Below are 23727 nucleotides of genomic sequence, written 5' to 3' on the forward strand. Positions count from 1 at the left end.
CTCTGGTGGGGTTGGGTCGGTCCGTTTTGTCTTTTCTGGTTGCATTCCTTGCCTCCCTTCTATGTTCCTTCGGGCCCGGGGGGGGGGGGGGGGGGCGCCCCCCCCCCCCCCCCCTCCCCCCCCGCCTCTTCTTCCTCGTAGATCAGCGGATCGGTGGATCAGGCGAACACGGGCCCCGTGAACTTCTCGCCCGGCCCCTGACCCGGCTCGTCCGGCACGATCGAGGCCTCGCGGAAGGCCAGCTGGAGCGACTTCAGGCCGTCCCGCAGCGGGGCGGCGTGGAAGGAGCTGACCTCGGTGGCGCTCGCGGTGACCAGGCCGGCCAGGGCGGTGATCAGCTTGCGGGCCTCGTCGAGGTCCTTGTGTTCGGAGTCCGGCTTGTCCAGGCCCAGGTTGACCGCGGCGGCGCTCAGCAGGTGCACGGCCACCGTCGTGATCACCTCGACGGCGGGCACGTCCGCGATGTCGCGGGTCATGGCGTCGTAGTCGGGGGCGCCGTCGGCAGCGGGGTCGGTGGAGGGGGGCGTCGCGTCAGTCATGCGCTCCACGATATGCCGTGCGGCGGCCTTGTCACGCGGGTGCTAGTATGTACTTCGACCGGCCGGACACCTGTGTGCCCGGCCCACAAGTGGAGGCTCCGTTCTCCCACCTGACTGCCCTCCGGGGCGGCGGGTCACCGGTCAGGCGGCATCCATCGTTCCGTACGGACGATGGAAAGCCGCCCGAGTCTACGCCCCGCGGTTCGCACGCGGCGGTGTTCCGGTTGTTCTGGAGCCCCCGCCTGTGCCCGGCGGGGTTTTTTCATTCTCCCGCCGCGGTCGGTCTGACGGAATGACACGTCAGCGACTGTCTGCCAGGCAGCCGTGTGGTGCTACCGAGGAGGATCCATCAGCACCGAGCCCCGCATCAACGACCGGATTCGCGTTCCCGAGGTACGGCTTGTCGGTCCCAGCGGCGAGCAGGTCGGCATCGTGCCGCTTGCCAAGGCGCTTGAGCTCGCGCAGGAGTACGACCTCGACCTGGTCGAGGTCGCGGCGTCCGCACGCCCGCCGGTCTGCAAGCTCATGGACTACGGCAAGTTCAAGTACGAGTCGGCCATGAAGGCCCGTGAGGCGCGCAAGAACCAGGCGCACACGGTCATCAAGGAAATGAAGCTCCGGCCGAAGATCGACCCGCACGACTATGACACCAAGAAGGGTCACGTCGTTCGGTTCCTCAAGCAGGGCGACAAGGTCAAGATCACGATCATGTTCCGTGGTCGCGAGCAGTCCCGGCCGGAACTCGGCTACCGACTGCTGCAGCGCCTGGCTTCGGACGTCGAGGACCTCGGGTTCATCGAGTCGAACCCGAAGCAGGACGGCCGAAACATGATCATGGTCCTCGGTCCGCACAAGAAGAAGACCGAGGCGATGGCCGAAGCCCGCGAGGCGCAGGCCGCCCGCAAGGCCGAGCGCCAGGGTGTCGCCCACACCGAAGGCGAGGCTCCTTCCGAGGACGCCGCAGTCGAGGTCGAGGACACCACCGAGGTCGCCTCTGCCGAGGCCCCGGAGGCCGTCGCCGAAGAGGCGAAGGCCGCCGAGGCGGACGCCGAGGCCTGATCCCGAGGCAGCCCGTCTCGGATCACCGACACAACATGACGCTCCCGCGAGCCGGTCCTTCATGGGGCCGGTGGGAGCGCCACCGACGAGGAGATAACGGCGCTATGCCGAAGAACAAGACGCACAGCGGTTCCAAGAAGCGCTTCAAGATCACCGGCTCCGGCAAGGTGCTCCGTGAGCGCGCCGGCAAGCGCCACCTGCTCGAGCACAAGTCGTCCCGTGTCACCCGCCGCCTGACCGGCACCGCGGAGATGGCCCCCGGCGACGCCGCGAAGATCAAGAAGCTTCTCGGCAAGTGACGTCCTCCGCTCCCCTGCCGGGAGCGGGACGTCGAGACCGGGACCCCATCGAATTCGGGCCGTGTGAAGACACCCACGGCCCCGCTACAAGGAGTTAAAAAGTGGCACGCGTCAAGCGGGCAGTAAACGCCCACAAGAAGCGCCGGGCGATCCTCGAGGCGGCCTCCGGCTACCGCGGTCAGCGTTCGCGCCTGTACCGCAAGGCCAAGGAGCAGGTCACCCACTCGCTGGTCTACAACTTCAACGACCGCAAGAAGCGCAAGGGCGACTTCCGTCAGCTGTGGATCCAGCGCATCAACGCCGCTGCCCGCCAGAACGGCATGACGTACAACCGCCTCATCCAGGGTCTGAAGGCCGCCAACATCGAGGTGGACCGCAAGATCCTCGCGGAGCTGGCCGTCAACGACGCCAACGCGTTCGCCGCGCTCGTCGAGGTCGCGCAGAAGGCGCTTCCGTCCGACGTCAACGCCCCCAAGGCCGCTGCCTAAGGGCTAGCCGGCCCAGTTATCACGCGGCCGGCCCCCACGGACCCGCAGGCATTCGCCTGCGGGTCCGTGTGCTTTCCCCTCCGCACGACAGGGCACGGCACCCGCACCGAATCCGCACCGCCGCACAGCACTGCACCGCCGCACCGCACCGCACCGCTCCGGACCCGAGAGAGAACCGCAGACACCATGGGCACCCCCGCCGAGCTGATCTCCCCCCGATCCCCGCGGGTGGCCGCCGCCAGGCGACTGGCGCGGCGCAACTTCCGTACCAAGGAGCGCCGGTTCATCGCCGAGGGCCCGCAGGCGGTCCGCGAGGCCGTCGAGCACCGCGGGGCCACGGGTGCGCCGACCCTGATCGAGCTGTTCGCCACCCCCGAGGCCGCCGAGCGCTACTCCGAGATCATCGACGCCGCCCTGGACGCGGGCGCCCGCGTGCACTACGCCTCCGACGAGGTGCTCGCCGAGGTCTCGCAGACCGTCACCCCGCAGGGTCTCGTCGGCGTCTGCCACTTCCTGGACTCGCCGTTCGAGGAGATCCTCAAGGCCGGGCCCAAGCTCGTCGCCGTGCTCGCGCACGTCCGCGACCCTGGCAACGCCGGTACGGTGCTGCGCTGCGCGGACGCCGCCGGCGCCGACGCGGTGGTGCTGACCGATGCCTCCGTGGACCTCTACAACCCCAAGTCCGTACGGGCCTCGGTGGGCTCCCTCTTCCACCTCCCGGTCGCGGTCGGGGTTCCGGTGGAGCAGGCCGTCGAGGGGCTGCGGGCGGCCGGCGTACGGATCCTCGCGGCCGACGGCGCGGGAGAGGACGACCTCGACGCCGAGCTGGACGCGGGCACCATGGGCGGGCCCTCGGCCTGGGTCTTCGGCAACGAGGCCTGGGGCCTGCCGGAGGAGACCAGGGCCCTGGCGGACGCCGTGGTGCGGGTCCCGATCCACGGCAAGGCGGAGAGCCTGAACCTGGCGACGGCCGCCGCCGTGTGCCTCTACGCCTCCGCGCGTGCACAGCGGGCGCCCGGAGGGTGCCGCTCCGTGACCCCCAGCTAGTAATGTGGCGGCCCGGGGGCCCACGGCGCTACTCGGAGATGTGGGGTACGGGGACATGACCGTCGGTACGAACAGCTCACCGGAGACCGGCGCGGCAGCCGGTCCACCGGTCCCGGGCGGGCCCGGCGGCGCCCCCGGCGAGCCCCCGGTGACGGTGCACCCGCCCCTTGGCCCGTTCTCTTTCGGCGGCGTCCCGCCACAGCCGACCGGCTCACAACCGACGGGTCCGCAGCCGACCGGCCCGCGCGCGGCCGAGCCCCCGGCCCGCGAGCCGGGCGAGGGACCGGCCTTCGGCATCGACCCCGACGACCTGCCCGACGGACTCGTCGTCGCCGACGGCACCGGGCACGTCATCTGCTTCAACCGGGCGGCCGCCCGGATGACCGCCACCGACCCCGCGCAGGCCCTCGGCACCCGCATCGACCGGGCGCTCCCGCTGGAGGACCTCGAAGGCCGCCGCTGGTGGGCGCTGACCGACCCGTACGGGGGCCTGGCCACCCGCCGCGGACAGCCCGAGCGGAACCTGCTGCTCCCGGGCGGCCGCGAGGTGCTGGTCTCCGCCCGGTACGTGCGCACCCACCCCACCGGCCCGCTGCGCCGCCTCGTGGTCACCCTGCGCGGCACCGAGGCCCGCCGCCGCACCGAGCGCAGCCACGCCGAACTGATCGCCACCGTCGCCCACGAGCTGCGCTCCCCGCTGACCTCCGTCAAGGGGTTCACCGCCACCCTGCTCGCCAAATGGGAGCGGTTCACCGACGACCAGAAACGGCTGATGCTGGAGACCGTCGACGCCGACGCCAACCGCGTCACCCGCCTCATCGCCGAACTCCTCGACATCTCCCGCATCGACTCCGGGCGCCTCGAAGTGCGCCGCCAGCCGGTCGACATCGCGACCGCCGTCGGCCGCCACGTGCAGGCGCTCACCGCGAACGGCCAGGCCCCCGAACGGTTCCTCGTCAGCGTCAGCCACCCGCTCCCCGCCCTGTGGGCCGATCCGGACAAGATCGACCAGATCCTCGGCAACCTGCTCGAAAATGCGGTGCGCCACGGAGAGGGAACGGTCACCATCGGTGTGTCGCCGCATGAGAAGGGAACCGCCGTCACCGTGACCGACGAAGGCCCCGGGATCCCCGAGGAGTCGATGGGCCGCGTCTTCACCCGCTTCTGGCGGGGGAGCAAGCGCGGCGGCACCGGCCTGGGCCTCTACATCGTCAAGGGCATCGTGGAGGCGCACGGAGGCACCATCACGGTCGGCCGCGGCCCCGGCGGCGGCGCCCAGTTCCGATTTATCCTGCCCGTGAGCGCCCCGGCGTACCTCACGCAGTAGCCCTGCGGAGCGTCTCGCCAGGCGGCCCACGGGCCCCTTCACCCCCAGCGACCTTTAGACTCGTCCTTTGGCACCTTTGTGTCCTTGTCCGATCAGGTCGATCGAGTCGTCGGGGACCACCAGCCAGCCATCGGAAGTACGGGAAGAGATGTCGGCACCGAACAAGTCGTACGACCCTGTCGAGGTCGAGGCACTGAAACCGGAAGAGATCGAGCGCATGCGGGACGAGGCGCTCGCCGCCTTCGCGTCCGCCGGCGACCTCGACCAGCTGCGCGAGGCGAAGACCGCGCACATGGGCGACCGCTCGCCCCTGGCGCTCGCCAACCGCGAGATCGGCGCCCTGCCTCCGCAGGCCAAGGCCGAGGCGGGCAAGCGCGTGGGCCAGGCCCGCGGCGCCGTGAACAAGGCCTTCGGGGCCCGCACGGTCGAGCTCGAGGCCGAGCGCGACGAGCGGGTGCTGGTCGAGGAGGCGGTGGACGTCACGCTGCCGTACGACCGCGTCCCCGCCGGCGCCCGGCACCCCCTGACCACGCTGATGGACCGCATCGCGGACATCTTCACGGCCATGGGGTACGAGGTCGCCGAGGGTCCCGAGGTCGAGGCGGAGTGGTTCAACTTCGACGCCCTCAACTTCACGCCCGACCACCCGGCGCGCCAGATGCAGGACACCTTCTTCGTCCAGGGGCCGGAAGGCACCGAGGGCGACGAGTCCGGCGTCGTGCTGCGCACCCACACCTCTCCGGTGCAGGCGCGCTCGCTGCTGGAGCGCAAGCCCCCCGTCTACATCGTCTGCCCGGGCCGGGTGTACCGCACCGACGAGCTCGACGCGACGCACACCCCGGTCTTCCACCAGGTCGAGCTGCTCGCCGTGGACGAGGGCCTGACCATGGCCGACCTCAAGGGCACCATGGACCACATGGTCCAGGAGCTCTTCGGCGAGGGCACGACCACGCGCCTGCGCCCGCACTTCTTCCCGTTCACCGAGCCGTCCGCCGAGATGGACATGCAGTGCTACGTGTGCCGCGGCGAGTCGGTGGGCAACCCCGACCGTCCGTGCCGTACCTGCTCCAGCGAGGGCTGGATCGAGCTGGGCGGCTGCGGCATGGTCAACCCCAAGGTGCTCGTCGCCTGTGGTGTGGACCCCGAGAAGTACAGCGGCTTCGCCTTCGGCTTCGGCATCGAGCGGATGCTGATGTTCCGCCACAACGTAGAAGACATGCGAGACATGGTCGAGGGTGACGTTCGTTTCACCCGGCCGTTCGGGATGGAGATCTGATGCGGGTCCCGCTTTCTTGGCTGCGGGAGTACGTCGACCTGCCTGCGGGTGAGACCGGTCGTGACGTGGCGGCCAAGCTCGTCGACGCCGGCCTCGAGGTCGAGACCGTCGAGCAGCTCGGCGGCGGGCTCAAGGGCCCGCTCGTCGTCGGCCAGGTGCTGACCATCGAGGAGCTCGAGGGCTTCCGTAAGCCGATCCGTTTCTGCACGGTCGACGTCGGCCAGGCCAACGGCACCGACGAGCCGCAGGAGATCGTCTGCGGCGCCCGGAACTTCTCCGTCGGCGACAAGGTCGTCGTGGTCCTGCCCGGCGCGGTGCTGCCCGGCGACTTCGCGATCGCCTCGCGCAAGACGTACGGCCGTACCTCCCACGGCATGATCTGCTCCGGCGACGAGCTGGGCATGGGCGACGACGGCACGCACGGCATCATCGTGCTGCCGCCCGAGCACGAGGTCGGCACCGACGCGATCGAGCTGCTCCAGCTCGTCGACGAGGTCCTCGACATCGACATCACCCCGGACCGCGGCTACTGCATGTCCATGCGCGGTGTCGCCCGTGAGGCGGCCACCGCCTACGGCCTGCCGCTGCGCGACCCGGCGCTGCTCGACGTCCCGGTGCCCAACTCGTACGGCTACCCGGTCAAGGTCGACGACCCGGCCGGCTGCGACCGCTTCACCGCCCGCACGGTGACCGGCCTCGACCCCGACGCGCGCTCCCCGATCTGGCTGACCCGCCGCCTGCAGAAGGCGGGCATGCGCCCGATCTCGCTCGCCGTCGACATCACCAACTACGTGATGCTGGAGCTCGGCCAGCCGCTGCACGCCTACGACCGCTCGCGGATCGACGGCGCCATCGGCGTCCGCCGGGCCGAGCAGGGCGAGAAGTTCACCACCCTCGACGGGGTCAAGCGCACGCTCGACGCCGAGGACCTGGTGATCACCGACAGCAGCGGGCCGATCGGCCTCGCCGGTGTCATGGGCGGCGCCAACACCGAGATCGCCGACTCCGTCACCGACCCCGAGACGGGCGCCGTCACCGGCACCACGTCCGTGGTCATCGAGGCCGCGCACTTCGATGCCGTGTCGATCTCGCGGACCGCCCGCCGCCTGAAGCTCTCCTCCGAGTCCTCCAAGCGCTTCGAGCGGGGCGTCGACCCGCAGGCCGCCGCCGCGGCCGCGCAGCGGACCGTCGACCTGCTCGTGCTCCTCGCGGGCGGCACGGCCGAGGCCGGCGTCACCGAGTTCGTCGCCCCGGGCGCGCCGCGCACCATCGCGATGCGCGCGGACCACCCGGACCGGGTGGCGGGCATGGAGTACGGCCGCGAGACCGTCGTACGCCGCCTCCAGGAGGTCGGCTGCGACGTCTACGGCCAGGACGAGCTCGTCGTCACCGTCCCGTCGTGGCGTCCCGACCTCGCCGCGCCCAACGACCTCGCCGAAGAGGTCATCCGGCTGGAGGGCTACGGGAACCTCCCCTCGACCCTTCCGCAGGTGCCCTCCGGCCGCGGTCTGACCGCCCGGCAGCAGCTCCACCGCCGGGTCGGCCGCGCGCTGGCCGGCGCGGGCTACGTCGAGGCGCTGAGCTACCCGTTCATCGGTGAGGGCGTCTTCGACCAGCTCCAGATCCCGGCGCACGACGCCACCCGCCAGGTCGTCAAGCTGGTCAACCCGATCTCCGACGAGGAGCCGGCGCTGCGCACCACGCTGCTGCCGGGTCTGCTCGGCGCGCTGCGCCGCAACGACAGCCGGGGCAGCCACGACCTCGCGCTCTTCGAGACCGGTTCGGTCTTCCTGGCCGGCCCGCAGCCGGGTGTGGCCGTACGGCTGCCCGTCGACCGCCGTCCCACGGACGAGGAGATCGCCACCCTGAACGCGGCCCTGCCCGCGCAGCCGCGGTACGCCGCGGTCGTGCTGGCCGGTGCGCGCGAGCAGGCCGGCTGGTGGGGCAAGGGCCGTCCGGCCGACTGGGCGGACGCCGTCCAGGCCGCCCGCTCGCTGGCCGTCGAGGCCGGTGCCGAACTCGTCGTCCGCCAGGGCCAGTACGGTCCCTGGCACCCGGGCCGCTGCGCCGAGCTGGTCGTCACGATCGACGGCGCGGAGCAGGTCATCGGCCACGCCGGTGAGCTGCACCCGCGCGTGGTCAAGGCGCTGGGCCTGCCGGCCCGCACCAGCGCGATGGAGCTCGACCTGGACCGCCTCGCGGCGGCCGGCGGCGAGGCCCCGCAGGCGCCCCGGATCTCCACCTTCCCGGTGGCGACCCAGGACGTCGCGCTGATCGTGGACGCGTCCGTTCCGGCGTCGGAGGTGGAGGCCGCGCTGCGCTTGGGCGCGGGCGAACTCCTTGAGTCGCTGCGGCTGTTCGACGTGTTCACCGGTGAGCAGGTCGGCGAGGGGAAGAAGTCCCTGGCGTACGCGCTGCGCTTCCGCGCGGCGGACCGCACGCTGACGGCGGAGGAGTCCACGGCCGCCCGTGACGCGGCCGTGGCCTTGGCGGGCGAGCGGACCGGGGCGGTGCTCCGGGGCGCGTAACCGCCGCGGTAGCCGAGCATGTTGAGGGGCGTATCCGGATCACCGGATGCGCCCCTCACTCATTCGGGTGAGAACGTCGGTGGCCCGCGTTCGGGGTCCGTGGGGGTCGGCACAATCGTTGGGGCCGAGGGGAGGCCCCGACATGATCACGGTGCGCCGGGTGTGCGTCTTCGCCTGGGGCGGCGCCGCGGTGTCCTGGGAGCTGTCCACCCCGGGGCGGCTGATGCCGAGCCTGGCCACGTGCGCGGCCTTCCTGCTGCTGGCCACCGGTTGCGCCCTGCACATCCGGCGGGGGCTGCTGGCCGAGCTGCGCCGCTCGCAGGAGATCGCGGGCGCGGCGCAGCGGGCGCTGCTGCGGCCGCTGCCGGGGCGGATCGACGGCCTGACGCTGGCCGCGGCGCAGCTCTCGGCGAGCCGGGGGGCGGCGGTGGGCGGGGACCTGTACGAGGCCGTGCCGACGGCGTACGGGGTCCGGGTGGTCATCGGGGACGTACGGGGCCACGGGCTGCCGGCGCTGGGCGCGGCGGCGGCCGTTCTCGGGGCCTTCCGCGAAGCGGCGTACGACGAGGTGTCGCTGGGCGGGGTGCTGGTGCGGATGGAGCGGGCGCTGGGCCGCCATGTCCGTGACCGGGCCCGCTCCGAGCATCCCGCGGCGTGCACGGCCGAGCCGGAGTCTCCGTCGGCCGAGGAGTTCGTGACCGTGCTGCTCCTCCAGATCGCCCCGGACGGCACCCTGCTGGCCCTGAACTGCGGCCATCCTTGGCCCTACCTGCTGCGTCCGGCGGCGGTCCCCGAGCCCTGCGCTCCGCGCAGCTGGGGCTCCGCCCCAGACCCCGCGCCTCAAACTCCCCCAGACTCCGTCCGGGGGGACCCCCTGGCGGGGCTGGATTTGGCGGAGCTGGGCTCGAAGGTGTCGCCCGGCGGGCTGGAGTGCCGTAGCGCGGCACTTTCGGCCCCGGCAGGGCACAACCCAGCCCCGCCAGAGGGTCCCCCCGGACGGAGTCTGGGGGAGTTTGAGGCGCGGGTCCGGGCGGAGCCCGGTTTCGGGAAGGGGCGGGGTGGGGGAGGCTTCGCGCAGCGGCCCACGCACGTGCAGGCGCTGGACGGGGAGACGATGCCACCGCTCGGGGTGGTTCCGCTGCCCTGCGATCCGCGGCCGCACGCGTGCGGGGAACTGCGGCCCGGCGAGACGCTGTTCCTGCACACCGACGGTGCCGAGGACGCCCGCGACACCGCCGGTGTGTTCTTCCCCCTGCGGAGCGTCCTCGCAGAGGTACCGCTCACGCCCGCGCGGCTGGTCGCGGGCGTGCACGCCGCACTGCTCCGGCACACCGGCGGGCGACTCGCCGACGACGTCGCCCTGCTGGTGCTCCGCAACGACCGGTCCTGACCATGCGCGCCGGACCCGGTGGAGGGGCCCGGCGCGCGTCCGGCCCGGCCCCTGCCGGGGCCCGGCGACCAACCGGGCACCGGCGGAACCGGAACGCGCCGCCCGCCTGCCGTGGAGTGTCGGGCAGACAGCAGAACGGGCGGCGCGGTGACGGGTCGTCGCACTGTACGAGGGGGAGCCGACGACCCGAGCTACCTCTTGGCGAGGCCCTTAAGTGAAGCGCCCCGCGGGGCCCGCGCGGGAGAGTGCGCATCGCATTTATGCGCGTACTAGGTTCACACCCCGTGTGAACCCAGTACCCACTAGCCTGGGAACGACGAGCCCTTGGAGCGGCCCATGCAGCCCAATGTCCTGCTCGACGCCCTCCTCGCAGAGGCGGGCATGTCCCACGCCGGACTCGCCGCCTACGTGAACCAGGCCGGCCGCACCCGCGGACTCGCCCTGCGCTACGAACACACCGCCGTGGCCCGGTGGTTGAAGGGTCAGCGGCCCCGGGGCCAGGTCCCCGACCTGATCTGCGAGGTGCTCGGCGGCCGGCTGAGGCGTCCCGTCGGGCTGGACGACATCGGGCTCGGCGTGCCGGACCAGCCCGTCTCCCTGCACGCCTCCCCGCTCAGCGGGTTCGTGGACCGGGCCGCCGCCCTGTGGCGTTCCGACGGTCAGGCCCGGCCGCAGCTGCTCACCGCCGAGGCGGTCACCGGGACGCCCGCCGTCATCCCCGTCTGGGAGTGGGAGAATCCGCCCGAGGACGCCGACGTCTCCCGCGAGGGCCCCCAGCGCATCGGTCCCGAGCACATCGAGATCCTGAAGGCCGCCCGCGCCCACTACGAGCTGATGTACCGCCGGGCGGGGGGAGTGGCCACCCGGGACCGGATCGTCCGCTTCCTGGGCAGCGAGACGGCGCCCATGCTGCGCGGGAGCTACCCGGACGGCCTCGGCCGCCAGCTGCACCGGGCCACCGGGTCCCTCGTGGCGGTGGCGGGCATCTGCGCGTACGACTCGGACGCCCACGGGCTCGCCCAGCGCTACTTCCACCAAGCCCTGCGCCTGGCCAAGGCGAGCGGGGACCGGGGGCTCGGGGCGTACGTGATCGCGCTGATCGTCAACCAGTCCCTGCACCTGCGGGAGTACCGCCAGGCCGTCGCCTTCGCCGAGGCCGCGCTGCGCGCCGCCGGCCGGCACACCACTCCGGCGCTGACCGCCGACCTGTACGCCATGCAGGCCAAGGCGTACGCCCAACTCGGCGACGGGCAAGCGGCGTTGGCGTGCATCCGCAAGGCCGAGGCGGCCGCCGAGCGGATCCGCCCGGGCACCGAACCGGACGAGACCGGCTACGTACAGCCGGGGCTCGTCAACGTCCAGGTCGCCGAGGCGCTGGTCGGTCTGGGCGATCTGGAGGCCGCCCGCGTCCAGGCGACCGCCGCCGTCGGCACCCCCGCGCACGACCGCGGCCGGGTGCACCGGCTGGCGATGCTGTGCGAGATCCAGCTGCGCCAGGGAGAGGCCGACCGGGCCGCGGCGTCCGCGGCCGAAATGGCCGAGCGGGCCAGGGGGATGGAGTCACAGCGGCTGCGCGACCGGCTGCGCGCGGTCCGCGAACAGTTGCTGACCAGCGGTTGTTCGGGTGCGGAGGAGACCGTACGGCTCATCGACGGGGCGCTGCGCGTTCCGCTGTGACGGGTCGGCTGCTGCCATGTTTGCCACCTACTCGAACGGAAGGTGGCACAGCCGTGCAGTGGACGAACCTGAGTGAGCAGACTGTGTACAAGAACCGCTGGTTCGACGTGAATCTCGCCGATGTGGAACTGCCCGACGGCCGGCACCTGGACCACTTCGTGATCCGGCTGCGTCCGGTCGCCGTCGCCACGGCCGTCAACGAGGCCAATGAGGTGCTGCTGCTCTGGCGGCACCGCTTCATCACCGACAGCTGGGGCTGGGAGCTGCCCGCGGGGGTGGTCGAGGACGGCGAGGACATCGCGCTCGCGGCGGCCCGGGAGATGGAGGAGGAGTCCGGCTGGCGGCCCGGCCCGCTCCACCACCTGATGACCGTCGAGCCGTCCAACGGGCTGACCGACGCCCGCCACCACCTCTACTGGGCGGACGGGGCCACCTACATCGGCCATCCCGAGGACGCGTTCGAGTCCTCCCGCCGGGAGTGGGTCCCGCTCAAGCTCGTGCCGGACATGATCGCCCGCGGGGAGATCCCGGCCGCCAACATGGCGGCCGGGCTGCTCCTGCTGCACCACCTGCGGCTCGGCCGGCCGTAGGGGGTGTCCGGCGGATCATGGCCGGACCCGGGCCGCCCGGCAGCCCCTCGGGACCAGCCTCGGGTCACCCGTACGGGTAGAAGCCCGCGCCCGTCTTGCGGCCCAGGCGGCCCGCGTCGACCATCCGCTGGAGCAGCGGGGGAGCGGCGTACAGCGGCTCCTTGAACTCGGCGTACATGGAGTCCGCCACCGAGGCCACGGTGTCCAGGCCGATCAGGTCCGCCAGCTTCAGCGGGCCCATCGGGTGGGCGCAGCCCAGCTCCATGCCGTTGTCGATGTCCTCGCGGCTCGCGATGCCCGACTCGAACATCCGGATCGCGGACAGCAGGTACGGGATGAGGAGCGCGTTGACCACGAAGCCGGAACGGTCCTGGGCGCGGATCGCGTGCTTGCCCAGCACCTTCGCGACCAGGGCCTCGGCCCGCTTGACCGTCTCGTCGCTCGTGGTCAGCGCCGGGATCAGCTCGACGAGCTGCTGCACCGGGGCCGGGTTGAAGAAGTGGATGCCGATGACCTGGTCGGGCCGGGAGGTCGCGACGGCCAGCTTGACCAGCGGAATCGAGGAGGTGTTGGAGGCCAGGATCGCGTCCGGGCGGGTGATCACCTGGTCGAGGACCTGGAAGATCTCCGTCTTGACCTGCTCGTTCTCGACGACCGCCTCGATGACGAGGTCGCGGTCGGCGAATTCGCCGAGGTCGGTGGTGAAAGTGAGGCGGGCCAGGGTGGCGTCCCGCTCCTCCTCGCTGATCTTGCCGCGTTCGGCGGCCTTGGTCAGGGAGTTGTGCAGCCGGGTACGGCCGATCTCCAGGGCTTCGCCGGTGGTCTCGGCGACCTTGACCTCAAGGCCGCTGCGGGCGCACACCTCCGCGATACCCGCGCCCATCTGGCCACAGCCCACTACGCCGACTCGTGTGATGTCGGAAGGGAGGTCAGTCACTTCGTGCCTTTCGCAGCTCATCGTCGGCGGGTCCCCCGTACGATTCCGGCGCCCGCCACGCCCCCCGACGTTACTCCCGACCTTGCGCCGGGTGGCGGGCCGGGGCGGGCATGCTGGGCGGACATCGAGCCATGTCACTCAGTGAAACGGAGTCGTCACATGACGTACATCGGTCGACGGGCACTGCTGGCCGCAGCCGCGGGGGTGGTCGTCGCCGCCACGGCCGGACCGGCCGCGGCGGCTTCCCGGACGTCCGCCCGGCTGCCAGCCCGGGCCCCCGCCGCCGAGTTCCGGGGGATGTGGATCGCCACCGTGTCGAACGTGGACTGGCCCTCCGAGAGCGGGCTGTCCGCCGAGGTGCAGCGGGCGGAGCTGCTCGCACTCCTCGACACCGCCGTCGAGCGCCGGCTGAACGCGGTGATCCTCCAGGTCCGGCCCGCTGCCGACGCGTTCTGGCCCTCGAAGCTGGAGCCCTGGTCGCAGTGGCTGACCGGGGAGCAGGGGGTCGATCCCGGCTGGGACCCGCTGGGCACGGCCGTCGCCGAAGCGCACGCGCGCGGGCTGGAGCTACACGCCTGGTTCAACCCGTACCGCGTGGCCAACCACACCGACCTCGACCGTCTGGTGTCCACCCACCCGGCCCGGCGCAATCCCGGCTGGACGGTCGAGTACGGCGGCAAGCTCTTCTACAACCCCGGTCTGCCCGAGGTGCGGCGCTTCGTCCAGGAGGCCATGCTCGACGCCGTCTCGCGCTACCCCGTGGACGCGGTGCACTGGGATGACTACTTCTACCCGTACCCGGTGGAGGGGGAGTACTTCGACGACGACGACGCCTACGAGGAGTACGGCGCCTCCTTCGACTCCCGCGCCGACTGGCGCCGCCACAACACCGACACCCTGGTCCGCGAGATGTCCGCGCGGCTGCGGGCACTGCGGCCGGCGGTCCGCTTCGGCGTCAGCCCGTTCGCGATCTGGCGCAATTCCGACCGGGACCCGCTCGGCTCGCCGACGCGGGGCCTCGCGACGTACGACGACCTGTACGCGGACACCCGCACGTGGGTCAGGGAGGGCTGGGTCGACTACGTCGTACCGCAGGCGTACTGGCACATCGGGCACCCGACCGCCGACTACGCCGACCTCGTCCCCTGGTGGGCGAGGACCGTCGCGGGCACCGGCGTGGACCTGTACGTGGGGGAGGCGCTGTACCGCTGCGACGCGGACAGCCCCACGGCGGCCTGGCGCGACCCGGGGGAGCTGTCGAAGCACGTGCGGTTCGCGCGCGACTATCCGGAGGTCCGCGGCCACGTCTACTTCTCGGCGGAGCAGGTGGCCGCGGACCCCAACGGAGCGATGGCACGGGTGGTCGCCGACCACTACGGTTCGGCGGTGCCCCCGCGTTGATTCAGTGCTCGGGCTCGGGCTCCGCGGGGTGGCGGACCGTGCAGTCGGGTCCGGGAGCCATCAGGGCTTCGTGGCCGTCCTGGAAGCGGACCCGGTACGGCGGAGTTCCGTTCTCGCCCAGGACCTGGGTGATCTCGCCCACCTTGTCATGCTGTCCGACGATCCTGCCGTGCTGCACCAGCTGGTCGCCCTCGGTCGCGCGCATAACTGACCTCCTCGGTGGCGGTCCGATCCGGTGCTAGCAGTTTAGGTCGTCCTGCGGCTATTTGACCCGTTGGGTCACCGCAATGCAGACGAGCACCGCGCAGGCGGCGGCCGGCGCGGCGGGGGCGAGGTGCTCGCCCAGCAGCGCGACCGACCACACCAGGGTCAGCAGCGGCTGCGCGAGCTGGAGCTGGCTGGCCCGCGGCGCGCCGATCTCCGCCATGCCCCGGTACCAGACGTACAGGCCGAGGAAGGTGGAGCCGGCCGCCGCCCAGACCAGGCCGGCCAGCCCGTGGCCGTTCAGGTGCACCGGCTCGTACGCGAGCCCCAGCGCGGAGCCGGCCAGGCTGAGCGGCAGGCACAGCACCAGCGCCCAGCCGATCACCTGCCAGCCGGGCAGCGTCCGGGCGAGGCGTCCGCCCTCGGTGTACCCGGCGGCGCACACCAGCAGGGCGGCGAACAGGTACGCGTCGCCGACCGAGAGGGAGCCGCCGCTCTGCGCGAGCGTGAAGCCGAGCACGACCACGGCTCCCGCGACGGCCGCCGCCCAGAAGGTGCGCGAGGGGCGGGCGCCGGTGCGCAGCGCGGACAGCGCGGCGGTGGTGAGCGGCAGGAGGCCGACCACGACGGCGGCGTGCGAGGTCGTGGAGGTCGTCAGCGCGAGGGTGGTGAGCAGGGGGAAGCCGACGACCACCCCGGCGGCGACGACGGCGAGGCCCGCCCAGTGCTCGCGGGCGGGCAGCGGGACCCGCCGGGCCAGCAGGAAGGCGCCGGCGATGACGGCCGCGAGGACGCTGCGCAGGGCGACGAGCGACCACGGGCCGAAGCTCTCCAGTCCCCAGGCGGTGGAGGGGAAGGTCAGCGAGAAGGCGATCACGCCGAGCGAGGCGAGGACGGTACCCCGGCGTACGGAGCTGACCGCTATCGGGTTCGGGAGAGTAGCGCTATTCTGTGCTGTCATGTACGAGCGTAGCAGTGTGGCGGAGCTGGCAGAATCCCTGCGGTCCGAGCTCAACCGCTACTCGATGGGTGGAAAGCTGCCGTCGAGTCGGGCCCTGGTCGAGCGTTACCGGGTCAGCCCCGTCACCGTCTCCCGGGCTCTGGCGCAGCTCGCCGCCGAGGGTCTCGTCGTCACCCGGCCCGGCGCGGGCGTCTACCGTGCCTCGCCCCGTACGGCGGCCCCCGCCGCCGGGGACACCTCCTGGCAGGAGCTTGCCCTCAGCGCCGAAGGGGCCGGGGAGGTCGTCCCGCGGTCCGTCGACGCCTCCGGAGTACTGATCTCGCTGTCCGTGCCGCCGTCCGGGGTGATCGAGCTCAACGGCGGCTACCTGCACCCCTCCCTCCAGCCCGAGCGGGCCATGGCGGCCGCGCTGGCCCGGGCCGGGCGGCGGCCCGGGGCCTGGGGGCGGCCGCCGGTCGAGGGGCTGCCCGAGCTGCGCGACTGGTTCGCCCGGGAGATCGGCGGCTCGGTCGCCGCCGCCGATGTGCTGGTCACCGCGGGCGGGCAGAGCGCGCTGGCCACCGCCCTAAGGGCGCTCGCCCCGCCCGGGGCGCCGATCCTGGTGGAGTCCCCGACCTACCCCGGGCTGCTGGCCATCGCCCGGGCCTCCGGGTGCCGGCCCGTGCCCGTCCCGGTGGACGCCGAGGGGGTCCGGCCGGAGCTGCTGGCCGCCGCGTTCGAAGCGACCGGGGCACGGGTCTTCGTATGCCAGCCGCTGTTCCAGAACCCGACCGGTGCGGTGCTGGCCGCCGGGCGGCGGGCCGAGGTGCTGCGGATCGCCCGGGCCGCGGGGGCCTTCGTGGTCGAGGACGACTACGCCCGCGCGCTGGCCCACGAGGACTGCGGGCCGCTGCCCCCGACGCTCGCCGCCGAGGACGCGGACGGGGTGGTGGTGCACGTCCGGTCGCTGACCAAGGCCACCTCGCCCAGCCTGCGGGTGGGCGCGCTGGCCGCCCGCGGGCCGGTGGTGGACCGGCTGCGCGCCATCCAGGTCGTGGACAGCTTCTTCGTGCCCCGGCCGCTCCAGGAAGCCGCCCTGGAGCTGGTCGGCGCACCCGCCTGGCCGCGCCATCTGCGCACCGTGGCCGCCGAACTGCGGCACCGGCGGGACGTGCTCGCGGGGGCCCTGCGGCGGGAACTGCCCGGGCTGGCCCTGGCGCACCTGCCGTCCGGCGGTTACCAGCTGTGGGTGCGGCCGGCCGGGGGCGGCGACGACACCGCCTTCGCGGCGGCGGCCCTGCGCGCCGGGGTGGCGGTGGCGCCCGGCCGTCCCTACTTCTGCGCGGAGCCGCCCGGTCCGCACGTCCGGCTGAGCTTCGCCGGGGTTTCCGGCCCCGGGGAACTGGTGGAGGCGGTCCAGCGACTGCGCGCAGGCCTGGGCGGCGGGCTGCTGGACGGCCCGCTGACCGGCCCCGCCGCCGGCCCCGCCGGCAGCCCTCTGCACGGCCCCCTCGACGGCCCCCGCGACGGCCTCGGTCCTGACGCTTGACCAGCCGCGGTGCGCGGCTCACCATCACCGCATGCATGTTCGGGTTTCGCTCGTCGCCGCAGCCCGTAGTTCCTCGCTGCTCGCCGAGCGCTTCGACGACGACCGCCCGCTGGACGGGGCCGGCTGGCGTGCGGTGGAGTCCGCCGCGCGGGACCTCGTACCACTGGGCTCGGCCGAGCTGCGCTACTGCTCGCCGACCCCGCGCAGCCGGGCCACGGGCGAGGCCCTCGGGTACGCGCCCCTCGCGCAGCCCGCGCTGCGCGCGTGCGACATGGGCCGCTGGCGGGGGCTGACCCTGGCCGAGGTGACCGCCCACGAGCCGGGGGCCGTCGACCTGTGGCTGAGCGATCCCCGGGCCGCCCCGCACGGAGGCGAGTCCCTGCTCGCCTTCATCTCCCGGATCGGCGGCTGGCTCGACACCCGGCCCGCCGACGACGGCGGCGCGATCGTGGCGGTGGCGGAGCCCTCCGTGGTCCGGGCGGCCCTGGTCTACGCGCTGAAGGCGCCCCCGCTGACCTACTGGAACGTGGACGTCCGGCCGCTGTCCACGATGACCCTGACGGGCTGGTCCGGCCGCTGGCACCTCTCGCTGCAGGCCCCGGCGTAAACCGGTTGAGGCCGGCCGGCCGCGCTCCTAGCCTGCGGGGATGACCGGGATACACCTCACCACGCTCGCGGAGCGGCCCGAACTGGCCGACCGGCTCTGGGACATGAAGGACACGTGGCCGGCGTTCGCCTCCCACGACCCGCTCGCCTGGCTGCTGTACCCGCGGATGGTGGCCGAGCTGGCGGACCACGTCCTGGTCGCCACGGACGGCGACGCCGTGGTCGCCCGGGCCTTCAGCGTGCCCTTCGCGCTGCACGCGCCGGGCCGCGACGGGGTGCTGCCCGCGCAGGGCTGGGACCGGATCCTCATGTGGGCCTTCTCCGACCTGCGCCGCGGGGTGCGGCCCGACACGGTGAGCGCGATCGAGATCACCGTGGCCGCCGACCGGCAGGGCGAGGGCCTGTCCGGGCTCATGCTGGCCGCGATGCGGGAGAACGCCCGCGCGCGCGGCTTCATGGAGGTGGTGGCCCCGGTCCGGCCGAGCGGCAAACCCGCCGAGCCCGACACCCCGATCGACGCGTACGCGTACCGGACCCGCGCGGACGGTCTCCCGTACGACCCCTGGCTGCGCGTCCACGTCCGCGCGGGCGGGGTCATCGACTCGGTGGCCCCGCTCTCGATGACGATCACCGGCTCGCTCGCCCAGTGGCGCGAGTGGACCGGGCTGCCCTTCGAGACCGCCGGCCCCGTGCACGTGCCGGGAGCCCTGACTCCGGTCCGGTGCGAACCGGAGCAGGGGTACGCGGTCTACGTGGAGCCGAACGTATGGGTCCGGCACCGTCTCGTCGACGGGACGGCTTCCATACGGGCCGAATCACCGCCGGAGCAGGGTCTTTCCTGCTAGACATCTTCCCGGGGGCACCACGCGGTGCCCGATCCTCCGGCGGCCCTTCCCTCCGCGATCAAGAGCGTTGCATAAACGTGCGGAAGTACGTATAGTCATGCCATCGATGAGGAGGGTCCGATGGTGGTACGTGTAGCGGTGGCCGGAGCGAGTGGGTACGCGGGCGGGGAAGTCCTGCGCCTGCTGCTCTCGCACCCCGAGGTGGAGATCGGCGCACTGACCGGCAATTCGAATGCCGGACAGCTCTTCGGCTCCCTGCAGCCGCACCTCGTGCCGCTCGCGGGGCGGACCCTGGAGGCGACCACGCCCGAGGTCCTCGCCGGCCACGATGTCGTCTTCCTCGCCCTCCCGCACGGCCAGTCCGCCGCCGTCGCCGCCCAGCTCGGCGAGGACGTGCTCGTCGTCGACATGGGCGCCGACCACCGGCTCAAGGACTCCGCCGACTGGGACAAGTTCTACGGCGCACCGCACGCCGGGACCTGGCCCTACGGCCTCCCCGAGCTGCCCGGCGGCCGCGCCGCACTGGAGGGGACCAAGCGCATCGCGGTTCCCGGCTGCTTCCCCACGGCCGTCTCCCTCGCGCTCTTCCCGGCCTACCAGGGGCAGCTCGCCGAGCCGGAGGCCGTGATCGTCGCCGCCACCGGAACCTCCGGCGCGGGCAAGGCCCTCAAGACCCACCTGCTCGGCGCGGAGGTGATGGGCAACGTGACCCCGTACGGCGTGGGCGGCGGCCACCGGCACACGCCCGAGATGGTGCAGAACCTGAGCCCGCTCGCGGGACAGCGCGTCTCCGTCTCGTTCACGCCGACCCTCGTGCCCATGGCGCGCGGCATCCTCGCCACCTGCTCCGCGAAGGCCCGCCCGGGCACCACCGCCGAGTCGCTGCGCGCCGCCTACGAGAAGGCGTACGCCGACGAGCCCTTCGTCCACCTGCTGCCCGAGGGCCGGATGCCGTCCACCAAGTCCGTCCACGGTTCCAACGCCGTCCACGTGCAGGTCGCCTACGACGAGTCCGCGCAGCGGATCATCGCCGTGAGCGCCATCGACAACCTGACCAAGGGCACCGCCGGCGGCGCGGTGCAGAGCATGAACATCGCCCTGGGGCTCCACGAGAGCCTGGGTCTTTCCACGATCGGAGTCGCACCGTGAGCGTCACGGCAGCACAGGGATTCACGGCGGCCGGCATCGCCGCCGGGATCAAGGCCAACGGCAACCCGGACCTCGCCCTCGTGGTCAACAACGGGCCGCGTCTGGCCGCGGCGGGCGTCTTCACCTCCAACCGCGTCAAGGCCGCCCCCGTGCACTGGTCCGAGCAGGTCCTGCGCGGCGCCACCGTCGGCGCGGTCGTCCTGAACTCCGGCGGCGCCAACGCCTGCACCGGTCCCAAGGGCTTCCAGGACACCCACGCCACCGCGGAGAAGGTGGCCGAGGTGCTGAACCAGCACGGTCCGGGCGAGGCGTTCAACGCCGGCGAGATCGCCGTCGCGTCCACCGGCCTGATCGGCGTCCTGCTCCCCATGGACAAGCTGCTCCCCGGCATCGAGACCGCGGCCGCCGCCCTGTCGGAGGACGGTGGCGAGGCCGCCGCCATCGCCATCAAGACCACCGACACCGTGCACAAGACGGCCACCGTCTCCCAGGGGGGCTGGACCGTCGGCGGCATGGCGAAGGGAGCGGGCATGCTCGCCCCGGGCCTGGCCACCATGCTCGTCGTCCTCACCACCGACGCCGACCTGGACAGCGCCACCCTCGACCGGGCTCTGCGCGCCGCCACCCGCACCACCTTCGACCGGGTCGACTCCGACGGCTGCATGTCCACCAACGACACGGTGCTGCTGCTCGCCTCCGGCGCGTCCGGCCAGGTGCCGGCGTACGAGGAGTTCGCGGAGGCCGTACGCACGGTCTGCGACGACCTGGCCCGCCAGCTGATCGGCGACGCCGAAGGCGCCAGCAAGGACATCCGCATCGAGGTCATCGGCGCGGCCAGCGAGGACGACGCGGTCGAGGTCGGCCGGTCCATCGCCCGGAACAACCTGCTCAAGTGCGCCATCCACGGCGAGGACCCGAACTGGGGCCGGGTGCTCTCCGCGATCGGCACCACCAAGGCCGCCTTCGACCCGGACCGTCTCAATGTCGCCATCAACGGCGTCTGGGTCTGCAAGAACGGCTCCGTCGGCGAGGACCGCGACCTGGTCTCGATGAAGGACCGCGAGGTCCACATCACCGCCGACCTGTCCACCGGCACCGAGTCGGCCGTCATCTGGGCCAACGACCTGACCGCCGACTACGTCCACGAGAACAGCGCGTACTCCTCATGAGCGACGAGAAGGCCGGGCAGCCCGGCACCTCCGGCGGCACCGCCCGCAAGCACACCGCCCTGCCCAAGGCGCAGATCCTCATCGAGGCCCTGCCCTGGCTCACCCGGCACAACGGCAAGATCGTCGTCATCAAGTTCGGCGGCAACGCCATGATCGACGAGGACCTCAAGGCCGCCTTCGCCCAGGACGTCGTCTTCCTGCGCCAGGCCGGGCTCAAGCCGGTCGTGGTGCACGGCGGCGGCCCCCAGATCAACGCCCAGCTCGACAAGCAGGGCCTGGTCAGCGAGTTCAAGGCCGGTCTGCGCGTCACGACCCCGGAGGCCATGGACGTCGTACGCATGGTCCTGGCGGGCCAGGTCCAACGCGAGCTCGTCGGCCTGCTCAACCAGCACGGGCCGCTCGCCGTCGGCATGACCGGCGAGGACGCCCGCACCATCACCGCGACCAAGCACACCCCGGAGATCGGCGGCGAGGTCGTCGACATCGGCCGGGTCGGCGAGATCACCGCCATCGACACCGGCGCGATCGAGGCGCTGCTGGCCGACGGCCGGATCCCGGTCATCTCCTCCATCGCCGGCAGCGCCGACGACCACCACGTCTACAACGTCAACGCCGACACGGCGGCCGCGGCGCTCGCCGCCTCCCTGGGCGCCGAGACGCTGATGGTCCTCACCGACGTCGAGGGCCTGTACGCGGACTGGCCGCACAGCGACGAGGTCATCAGCCGGCTCACCGTCAGCGAGCTGGAGAAGCTGCTGCCCGAGCTGTCCAGCGGCATGGTGCCCAAGATGGAGGGCTGCCTGCACGCCGTGCGCAACGGCGTGAACACCGCCCGCGTGCTCGACGGGCGGGTCCAGCACTCGATCCTGCTGGAGATCTTCACGGACTCGGGCATCGGCACGATGGTCGTGCCCGACCCACAGCCCGAACGACAGTCAGGGGGAACGGCATGACGAAGGGCAACGGCAACCAGGAGTACCGGGCGCGCTGGCAGGGTGCGCTGACCAACAACTACGGCACCCCACCGCTCGCCCTCGTGCGCGGCGAGGGCGCCCAGGTGTGGGACGCCGACGGCAAGCAGTACACCGACTTCGTCGGCGGCATCGCGGTCAACGCCCTCGGGCACGCCCACCCTGCGATCGTGGCCGCCGTGACCGGTCAGATCTCGACGCTCGGCCACGTCTCCAACCTCTTCGCCTCCGAGCCGGTCATCGCGCTCGGCGAGCGGCTGCTCCAGCTCTACGGCCGCCCCGGCAAGGTCTTCTTCTGCAACTCCGGCGCCGAGGCCATCGAAGCCGCCTTCAAGATCGGCCGGCTGACCGGGAAGACCCACATGGTCGCCACCGACGGCGGTTTCCACGGACGGACCATGGGCGCCCTCGCCCTCACCGGCCAGCCGAAGAAGCAGGAGCCGTTCCTGCCGCTGCCGGGTGACGTCACGCACGTCCCGTACGGGGACGCCGAGGCCCTGCGGGCCGCCGTCACCGAGGAGACCGCGCTCGTCGTCATCGAGCCGATCCAGGGCGAGAACGGCGTCGTCGTACCCCCCGCCGGTTACCTGACGGCCGCCCGCGAGATCACCCGGGCCACCGGCACCCTGCTCGTCCTCGACGAGGTCCAGACCGGCATCGGCCGGTGCGGCCAGTGGTTCGAGCACCAGGCCCACGAGGGCGTCGAGCCCGATCTCGTCACCCTCGCCAAGGGACTGGGCGGCGGTCTGCCGATCGGCGCGGTGGCCGCCTTCGGCGCCGTGGCCGACCTGCTCCAGCCCGGCCAGCACGGCACCACCTTCGGCGGGAACCCGGTCGCCTGCGCCGCCGGCCTCGCGGTCATCGACACCATCGCCACCGAGGGGCTGCTCGACCAGGTCAAGGCGCGGGGCGAGCGGCTGCGCTCCGGGATCGAGTCCTGCGGGCACGCGCTGGTCTCCCACGTCCGGGGCGCCGGTCTGCTGCTGGGTATCGTGCTGACCGAGCCGCTCGCGCCCCAGGTGCAGCAGGCGGCTCAGGACGCCGGCTTCCTGGTCAACGCGCCCGCCCCCGACGTCGTACGGCTCATGCCCCCGTACGTACTCACCGAGGCCGAGGCGGACGCGTTCCTCCGGGCGCTGCCCGGCATCCTCGACGCAGCCAACGGGGACGGATCCGGAGAATGAGACGACGATGAGTCAGGCGCAGGACAACGAGCAAGGCGGACAGGCCGTCCCGCAGACCCGCACCGCGCGGCACCGCCGGATCGTGGACATCCTCAACCGGCAGCCGGTCCGCTCCCAGAGCCAGCTGGCCAAGCTGCTCGCCGACGACGGGCTGAGCGTCACCCAGGCGACGCTCTCGCGCGACCTCGACGAGCTGGGCGCGGTGAAGATCCGCAACACCGGCGGCGAGCTGATCTACGCGGTGCCCAGCGAGGGCGGCTTCCGCACCCCGCAGGCCCCGCTCGGGGAGTCGGCGAAGGAGGAGCGCATGCGGCGCCTCTCCGGGGAGCTGCTGATCTCGGCGGAGGCCTCCGCGAACCTCGTGGTCCTGCGCACCCCGCCGGGTGCGGCGCAGTTCCTCGCCTCGGCGATCGACCAGGCCGAGCTCCACGCGATCCTCGGCACGATCGCGGGCGACGACACCCTGATGCTGATCAGCCGCGACCCGGCGGGCGGCCAGGCCCTCGCGGACCACCTCCTGCGGCTGGCGCAGAAGGAAGGCTGACGCGGCGG

General features: G+C 72.6%; 23 protein-coding genes. 19 read left to right on the plus strand and 4 right to left on the minus strand.

Going from position 1 to position 23727, the window contains the following annotated elements; all coding sequences use genetic code 11:
- Positions 1-158 precede the first annotated feature (158 nt).
- Positions 159-539: a DUF1844 domain-containing protein gene (locus ACZ4TV_RS31440; RefSeq protein ID WP_468138585.1), complete on the minus strand. Its 381-nt coding sequence runs from the start codon at positions 537-539 to the stop codon at positions 159-161.
- Between the two features lie 324 nt (positions 540-863).
- Between ACZ4TV_RS31440 and infC the strand changes: the two genes are divergently transcribed.
- The 10 genes from infC (at position 864) to ACZ4TV_RS31490 (ending at position 12220) form a co-directional block, all read left to right on the plus strand.
- The gene (gene infC, locus ACZ4TV_RS31445) at positions 864-1598 is read left to right on the plus strand and encodes a translation initiation factor IF-3 (RefSeq protein WP_468138586.1); all 735 of its coding nucleotides are present in this window, start codon (positions 864-866) and stop codon (positions 1596-1598) included.
- Between the two features lie 104 nt (positions 1599-1702).
- Positions 1703-1897: a 50S ribosomal protein L35 gene (rpmI, locus tag ACZ4TV_RS31450; protein ID WP_030387121.1), complete on the plus strand. Its 195-nt coding sequence runs from the start codon at positions 1703-1705 to the stop codon at positions 1895-1897.
- 101 nt (positions 1898-1998) lie between these two features.
- Positions 1999-2385, plus strand: a complete 387-nt coding sequence (gene rplT / locus ACZ4TV_RS31455; protein ID WP_267722706.1) for a 50S ribosomal protein L20 — start codon at positions 1999-2001, stop codon at positions 2383-2385.
- Positions 2386-2571: 186 nt separating this feature from the next.
- Positions 2572-3432, plus strand: coding sequence for a TrmH family RNA methyltransferase (locus tag ACZ4TV_RS31460; RefSeq protein ID WP_468138587.1), 861 nt, complete (start codon positions 2572-2574; stop codon positions 3430-3432).
- Between the two features lie 55 nt (positions 3433-3487).
- Positions 3488-4759 (plus strand): sensor histidine kinase, encoded by a 1272-nt coding sequence (locus ACZ4TV_RS31465; protein ID WP_468138588.1) that lies wholly within the window; start codon positions 3488-3490, stop codon positions 4757-4759.
- A 148-nt stretch (positions 4760-4907) separates the two neighbouring features.
- A complete protein-coding gene (pheS, locus tag ACZ4TV_RS31470) occupies positions 4908-6035 on the plus strand; it encodes a phenylalanine--tRNA ligase subunit alpha (RefSeq protein ID WP_468138589.1) in 1128 nt (375 codons plus the stop codon).
- A complete protein-coding gene (gene pheT / locus ACZ4TV_RS31475) occupies positions 6035-8563 on the plus strand; it encodes a phenylalanine--tRNA ligase subunit beta (RefSeq protein WP_468138590.1) in 2529 nt (842 codons plus the stop codon). The genes pheS and pheT overlap by 1 nt, the downstream gene beginning before the upstream one ends.
- A 142-nt stretch (positions 8564-8705) precedes the next feature.
- Positions 8706-9953: a PP2C family protein-serine/threonine phosphatase gene (locus ACZ4TV_RS31480; protein WP_468138591.1), complete on the plus strand. Its 1248-nt coding sequence runs from the start codon at positions 8706-8708 to the stop codon at positions 9951-9953.
- 336 nt (positions 9954-10289) lie between these two features.
- A complete protein-coding gene (locus ACZ4TV_RS31485) occupies positions 10290-11630 on the plus strand; it encodes a transcriptional regulator (protein WP_468138592.1) in 1341 nt (446 codons plus the stop codon).
- Between the two features lie 53 nt (positions 11631-11683).
- Positions 11684-12220 carry an NUDIX hydrolase gene (locus tag ACZ4TV_RS31490; protein ID WP_468138593.1) on the plus strand — a complete coding sequence of 179 codons (537 nt, stop codon included), beginning with the start codon at positions 11684-11686 and terminating at the stop codon, positions 12218-12220.
- Positions 12221-12284: 64 nt separating this feature from the next.
- Here ACZ4TV_RS31490 and ACZ4TV_RS31495 read toward each other — a convergent pair whose 3' ends face one another.
- The gene (locus ACZ4TV_RS31495; RefSeq protein ID WP_468138594.1) at positions 12285-13178 is read right to left on the minus strand and encodes a 3-hydroxybutyryl-CoA dehydrogenase; all 894 of its coding nucleotides are present in this window, start codon (positions 13176-13178) and stop codon (positions 12285-12287) included.
- A 138-nt stretch (positions 13179-13316) separates the two neighbouring features.
- On the opposite strand from ACZ4TV_RS31495, the gene ACZ4TV_RS31500 reads away from it, so the two are divergent.
- Positions 13317-14558: a glycoside hydrolase family 10-like protein gene (locus ACZ4TV_RS31500; protein ID WP_468138595.1), complete on the plus strand. Its 1242-nt coding sequence runs from the start codon at positions 13317-13319 to the stop codon at positions 14556-14558.
- A 1-nt stretch (position 14559) separates the two neighbouring features.
- Here ACZ4TV_RS31500 and ACZ4TV_RS31505 read toward each other — a convergent pair whose 3' ends face one another.
- Positions 14560-14763 (minus strand): DUF1918 domain-containing protein, encoded by a 204-nt coding sequence (locus ACZ4TV_RS31505; RefSeq protein WP_468138596.1) that lies wholly within the window; start codon positions 14761-14763, stop codon positions 14560-14562.
- A gap of 57 nt (positions 14764-14820) precedes the next feature.
- Complete coding sequence (locus tag ACZ4TV_RS31510) at positions 14821-15723, minus strand: DMT family transporter (protein ID WP_468138597.1); 903 nt, start codon at positions 15721-15723, stop codon at positions 14821-14823.
- Here ACZ4TV_RS31510 and ACZ4TV_RS31515 point away from each other — a divergent pair.
- From ACZ4TV_RS31515 to ACZ4TV_RS31550, 8 genes are all read left to right on the plus strand, one after another.
- Positions 15722-17251: an aminotransferase-like domain-containing protein gene (locus ACZ4TV_RS31515; RefSeq protein WP_468138598.1), complete on the plus strand. Its 1530-nt coding sequence runs from the start codon at positions 15722-15724 to the stop codon at positions 17249-17251. The two genes, ACZ4TV_RS31510 and ACZ4TV_RS31515, sit on opposite strands and share 2 nt — an antisense overlap.
- A gap of 31 nt (positions 17252-17282) precedes the next feature.
- The gene (locus tag ACZ4TV_RS31520; RefSeq protein WP_468138599.1) at positions 17283-17858 is read left to right on the plus strand and encodes a histidine phosphatase family protein; all 576 of its coding nucleotides are present in this window, start codon (positions 17283-17285) and stop codon (positions 17856-17858) included.
- A 40-nt stretch (positions 17859-17898) separates the two neighbouring features.
- Positions 17899-18702, plus strand: a complete 804-nt coding sequence (locus ACZ4TV_RS31525; RefSeq protein ID WP_468138600.1) for an N-acetyltransferase — start codon at positions 17899-17901, stop codon at positions 18700-18702.
- A gap of 120 nt (positions 18703-18822) precedes the next feature.
- The gene (gene argC / locus ACZ4TV_RS31530) at positions 18823-19851 is read left to right on the plus strand and encodes an N-acetyl-gamma-glutamyl-phosphate reductase (protein WP_468138602.1); all 1029 of its coding nucleotides are present in this window, start codon (positions 18823-18825) and stop codon (positions 19849-19851) included.
- Complete coding sequence (argJ, locus tag ACZ4TV_RS31535) at positions 19848-21020, plus strand: bifunctional glutamate N-acetyltransferase/amino-acid acetyltransferase ArgJ (RefSeq protein ID WP_468138603.1); 1173 nt, start codon at positions 19848-19850, stop codon at positions 21018-21020. The genes argC and argJ overlap by 4 nt, the downstream gene beginning before the upstream one ends.
- The gene (gene argB, locus ACZ4TV_RS31540) at positions 21017-21973 is read left to right on the plus strand and encodes an acetylglutamate kinase (RefSeq protein ID WP_468138604.1); all 957 of its coding nucleotides are present in this window, start codon (positions 21017-21019) and stop codon (positions 21971-21973) included. The genes argJ and argB overlap by 4 nt, the downstream gene beginning before the upstream one ends.
- On the plus strand, positions 21970-23175 hold the full coding sequence (locus tag ACZ4TV_RS31545; protein ID WP_468138605.1) for an acetylornithine transaminase: 1206 nt from the start codon (positions 21970-21972) through the stop codon (positions 23173-23175). Before argB ends, ACZ4TV_RS31545 begins: the two co-directional genes overlap by 4 nt.
- 7 nt (positions 23176-23182) lie before the next feature.
- On the plus strand, positions 23183-23719 hold the full coding sequence (locus ACZ4TV_RS31550; protein ID WP_468138606.1) for an arginine repressor: 537 nt from the start codon (positions 23183-23185) through the stop codon (positions 23717-23719).
- The last annotated feature ends 8 nt before the right edge of the window (positions 23720-23727 follow it).

Source organism: Streptomyces sp. NPDC028910 (assembly GCF_055564955.1).

Excerpts from the sequence above, each read along its gene's own strand:
- ACZ4TV_RS31550 (WP_468138606.1), top strand. The coding sequence starts at position 23,183 with ATGAGTCAGGCGCAGGACAACGAGCAAGGCGGACAGGCCGTCCCGCAG.
- ACZ4TV_RS31440 (WP_468138585.1), bottom strand. The coding sequence starts at position 539 with ATGACTGACGCGACGCCCCCCTCCACCGACCCCGCTGCCGACGGCGCC.
- ACZ4TV_RS31545 (WP_468138605.1), top strand. The coding sequence starts at position 21,970 with ATGACGAAGGGCAACGGCAACCAGGAGTACCGGGCGCGCTGGCAGGGT.
- ACZ4TV_RS31460 (WP_468138587.1), top strand. The coding sequence starts at position 2,572 with ATGGGCACCCCCGCCGAGCTGATCTCCCCCCGATCCCCGCGGGTGGCC.
- argB (WP_468138604.1), top strand. The coding sequence starts at position 21,017 with ATGAGCGACGAGAAGGCCGGGCAGCCCGGCACCTCCGGCGGCACCGCC.
- ACZ4TV_RS31465 (WP_468138588.1), top strand. The coding sequence starts at position 3,488 with ATGACCGTCGGTACGAACAGCTCACCGGAGACCGGCGCGGCAGCCGGT.
- ACZ4TV_RS31515 (WP_468138598.1), top strand. The coding sequence starts at position 15,722 with ATGTACGAGCGTAGCAGTGTGGCGGAGCTGGCAGAATCCCTGCGGTCC.
- pheS (WP_468138589.1), top strand. The coding sequence starts at position 4,908 with ATGTCGGCACCGAACAAGTCGTACGACCCTGTCGAGGTCGAGGCACTG.
- pheT (WP_468138590.1), top strand. The coding sequence starts at position 6,035 with ATGCGGGTCCCGCTTTCTTGGCTGCGGGAGTACGTCGACCTGCCTGCG.
- ACZ4TV_RS31525 (WP_468138600.1), top strand. The coding sequence starts at position 17,899 with ATGACCGGGATACACCTCACCACGCTCGCGGAGCGGCCCGAACTGGCC.
- ACZ4TV_RS31495 (WP_468138594.1), bottom strand. The coding sequence starts at position 13,178 with ATGAGCTGCGAAAGGCACGAAGTGACTGACCTCCCTTCCGACATCACA.
- ACZ4TV_RS31520 (WP_468138599.1), top strand. The coding sequence starts at position 17,283 with ATGCATGTTCGGGTTTCGCTCGTCGCCGCAGCCCGTAGTTCCTCGCTG.
- ACZ4TV_RS31485 (WP_468138592.1), top strand. The coding sequence starts at position 10,290 with ATGCAGCCCAATGTCCTGCTCGACGCCCTCCTCGCAGAGGCGGGCATG.
- ACZ4TV_RS31480 (WP_468138591.1), top strand. The coding sequence starts at position 8,706 with ATGATCACGGTGCGCCGGGTGTGCGTCTTCGCCTGGGGCGGCGCCGCG.
- rpmI (WP_030387121.1), top strand. The coding sequence starts at position 1,703 with ATGCCGAAGAACAAGACGCACAGCGGTTCCAAGAAGCGCTTCAAGATC.
- argC (WP_468138602.1), top strand. The coding sequence starts at position 18,823 with ATGGTGGTACGTGTAGCGGTGGCCGGAGCGAGTGGGTACGCGGGCGGG.
- ACZ4TV_RS31510 (WP_468138597.1), bottom strand. The coding sequence starts at position 15,723 with ATGACAGCACAGAATAGCGCTACTCTCCCGAACCCGATAGCGGTCAGC.
- ACZ4TV_RS31505 (WP_468138596.1), bottom strand. The coding sequence starts at position 14,763 with ATGCGCGCGACCGAGGGCGACCAGCTGGTGCAGCACGGCAGGATCGTC.
- ACZ4TV_RS31500 (WP_468138595.1), top strand. The coding sequence starts at position 13,317 with ATGACGTACATCGGTCGACGGGCACTGCTGGCCGCAGCCGCGGGGGTG.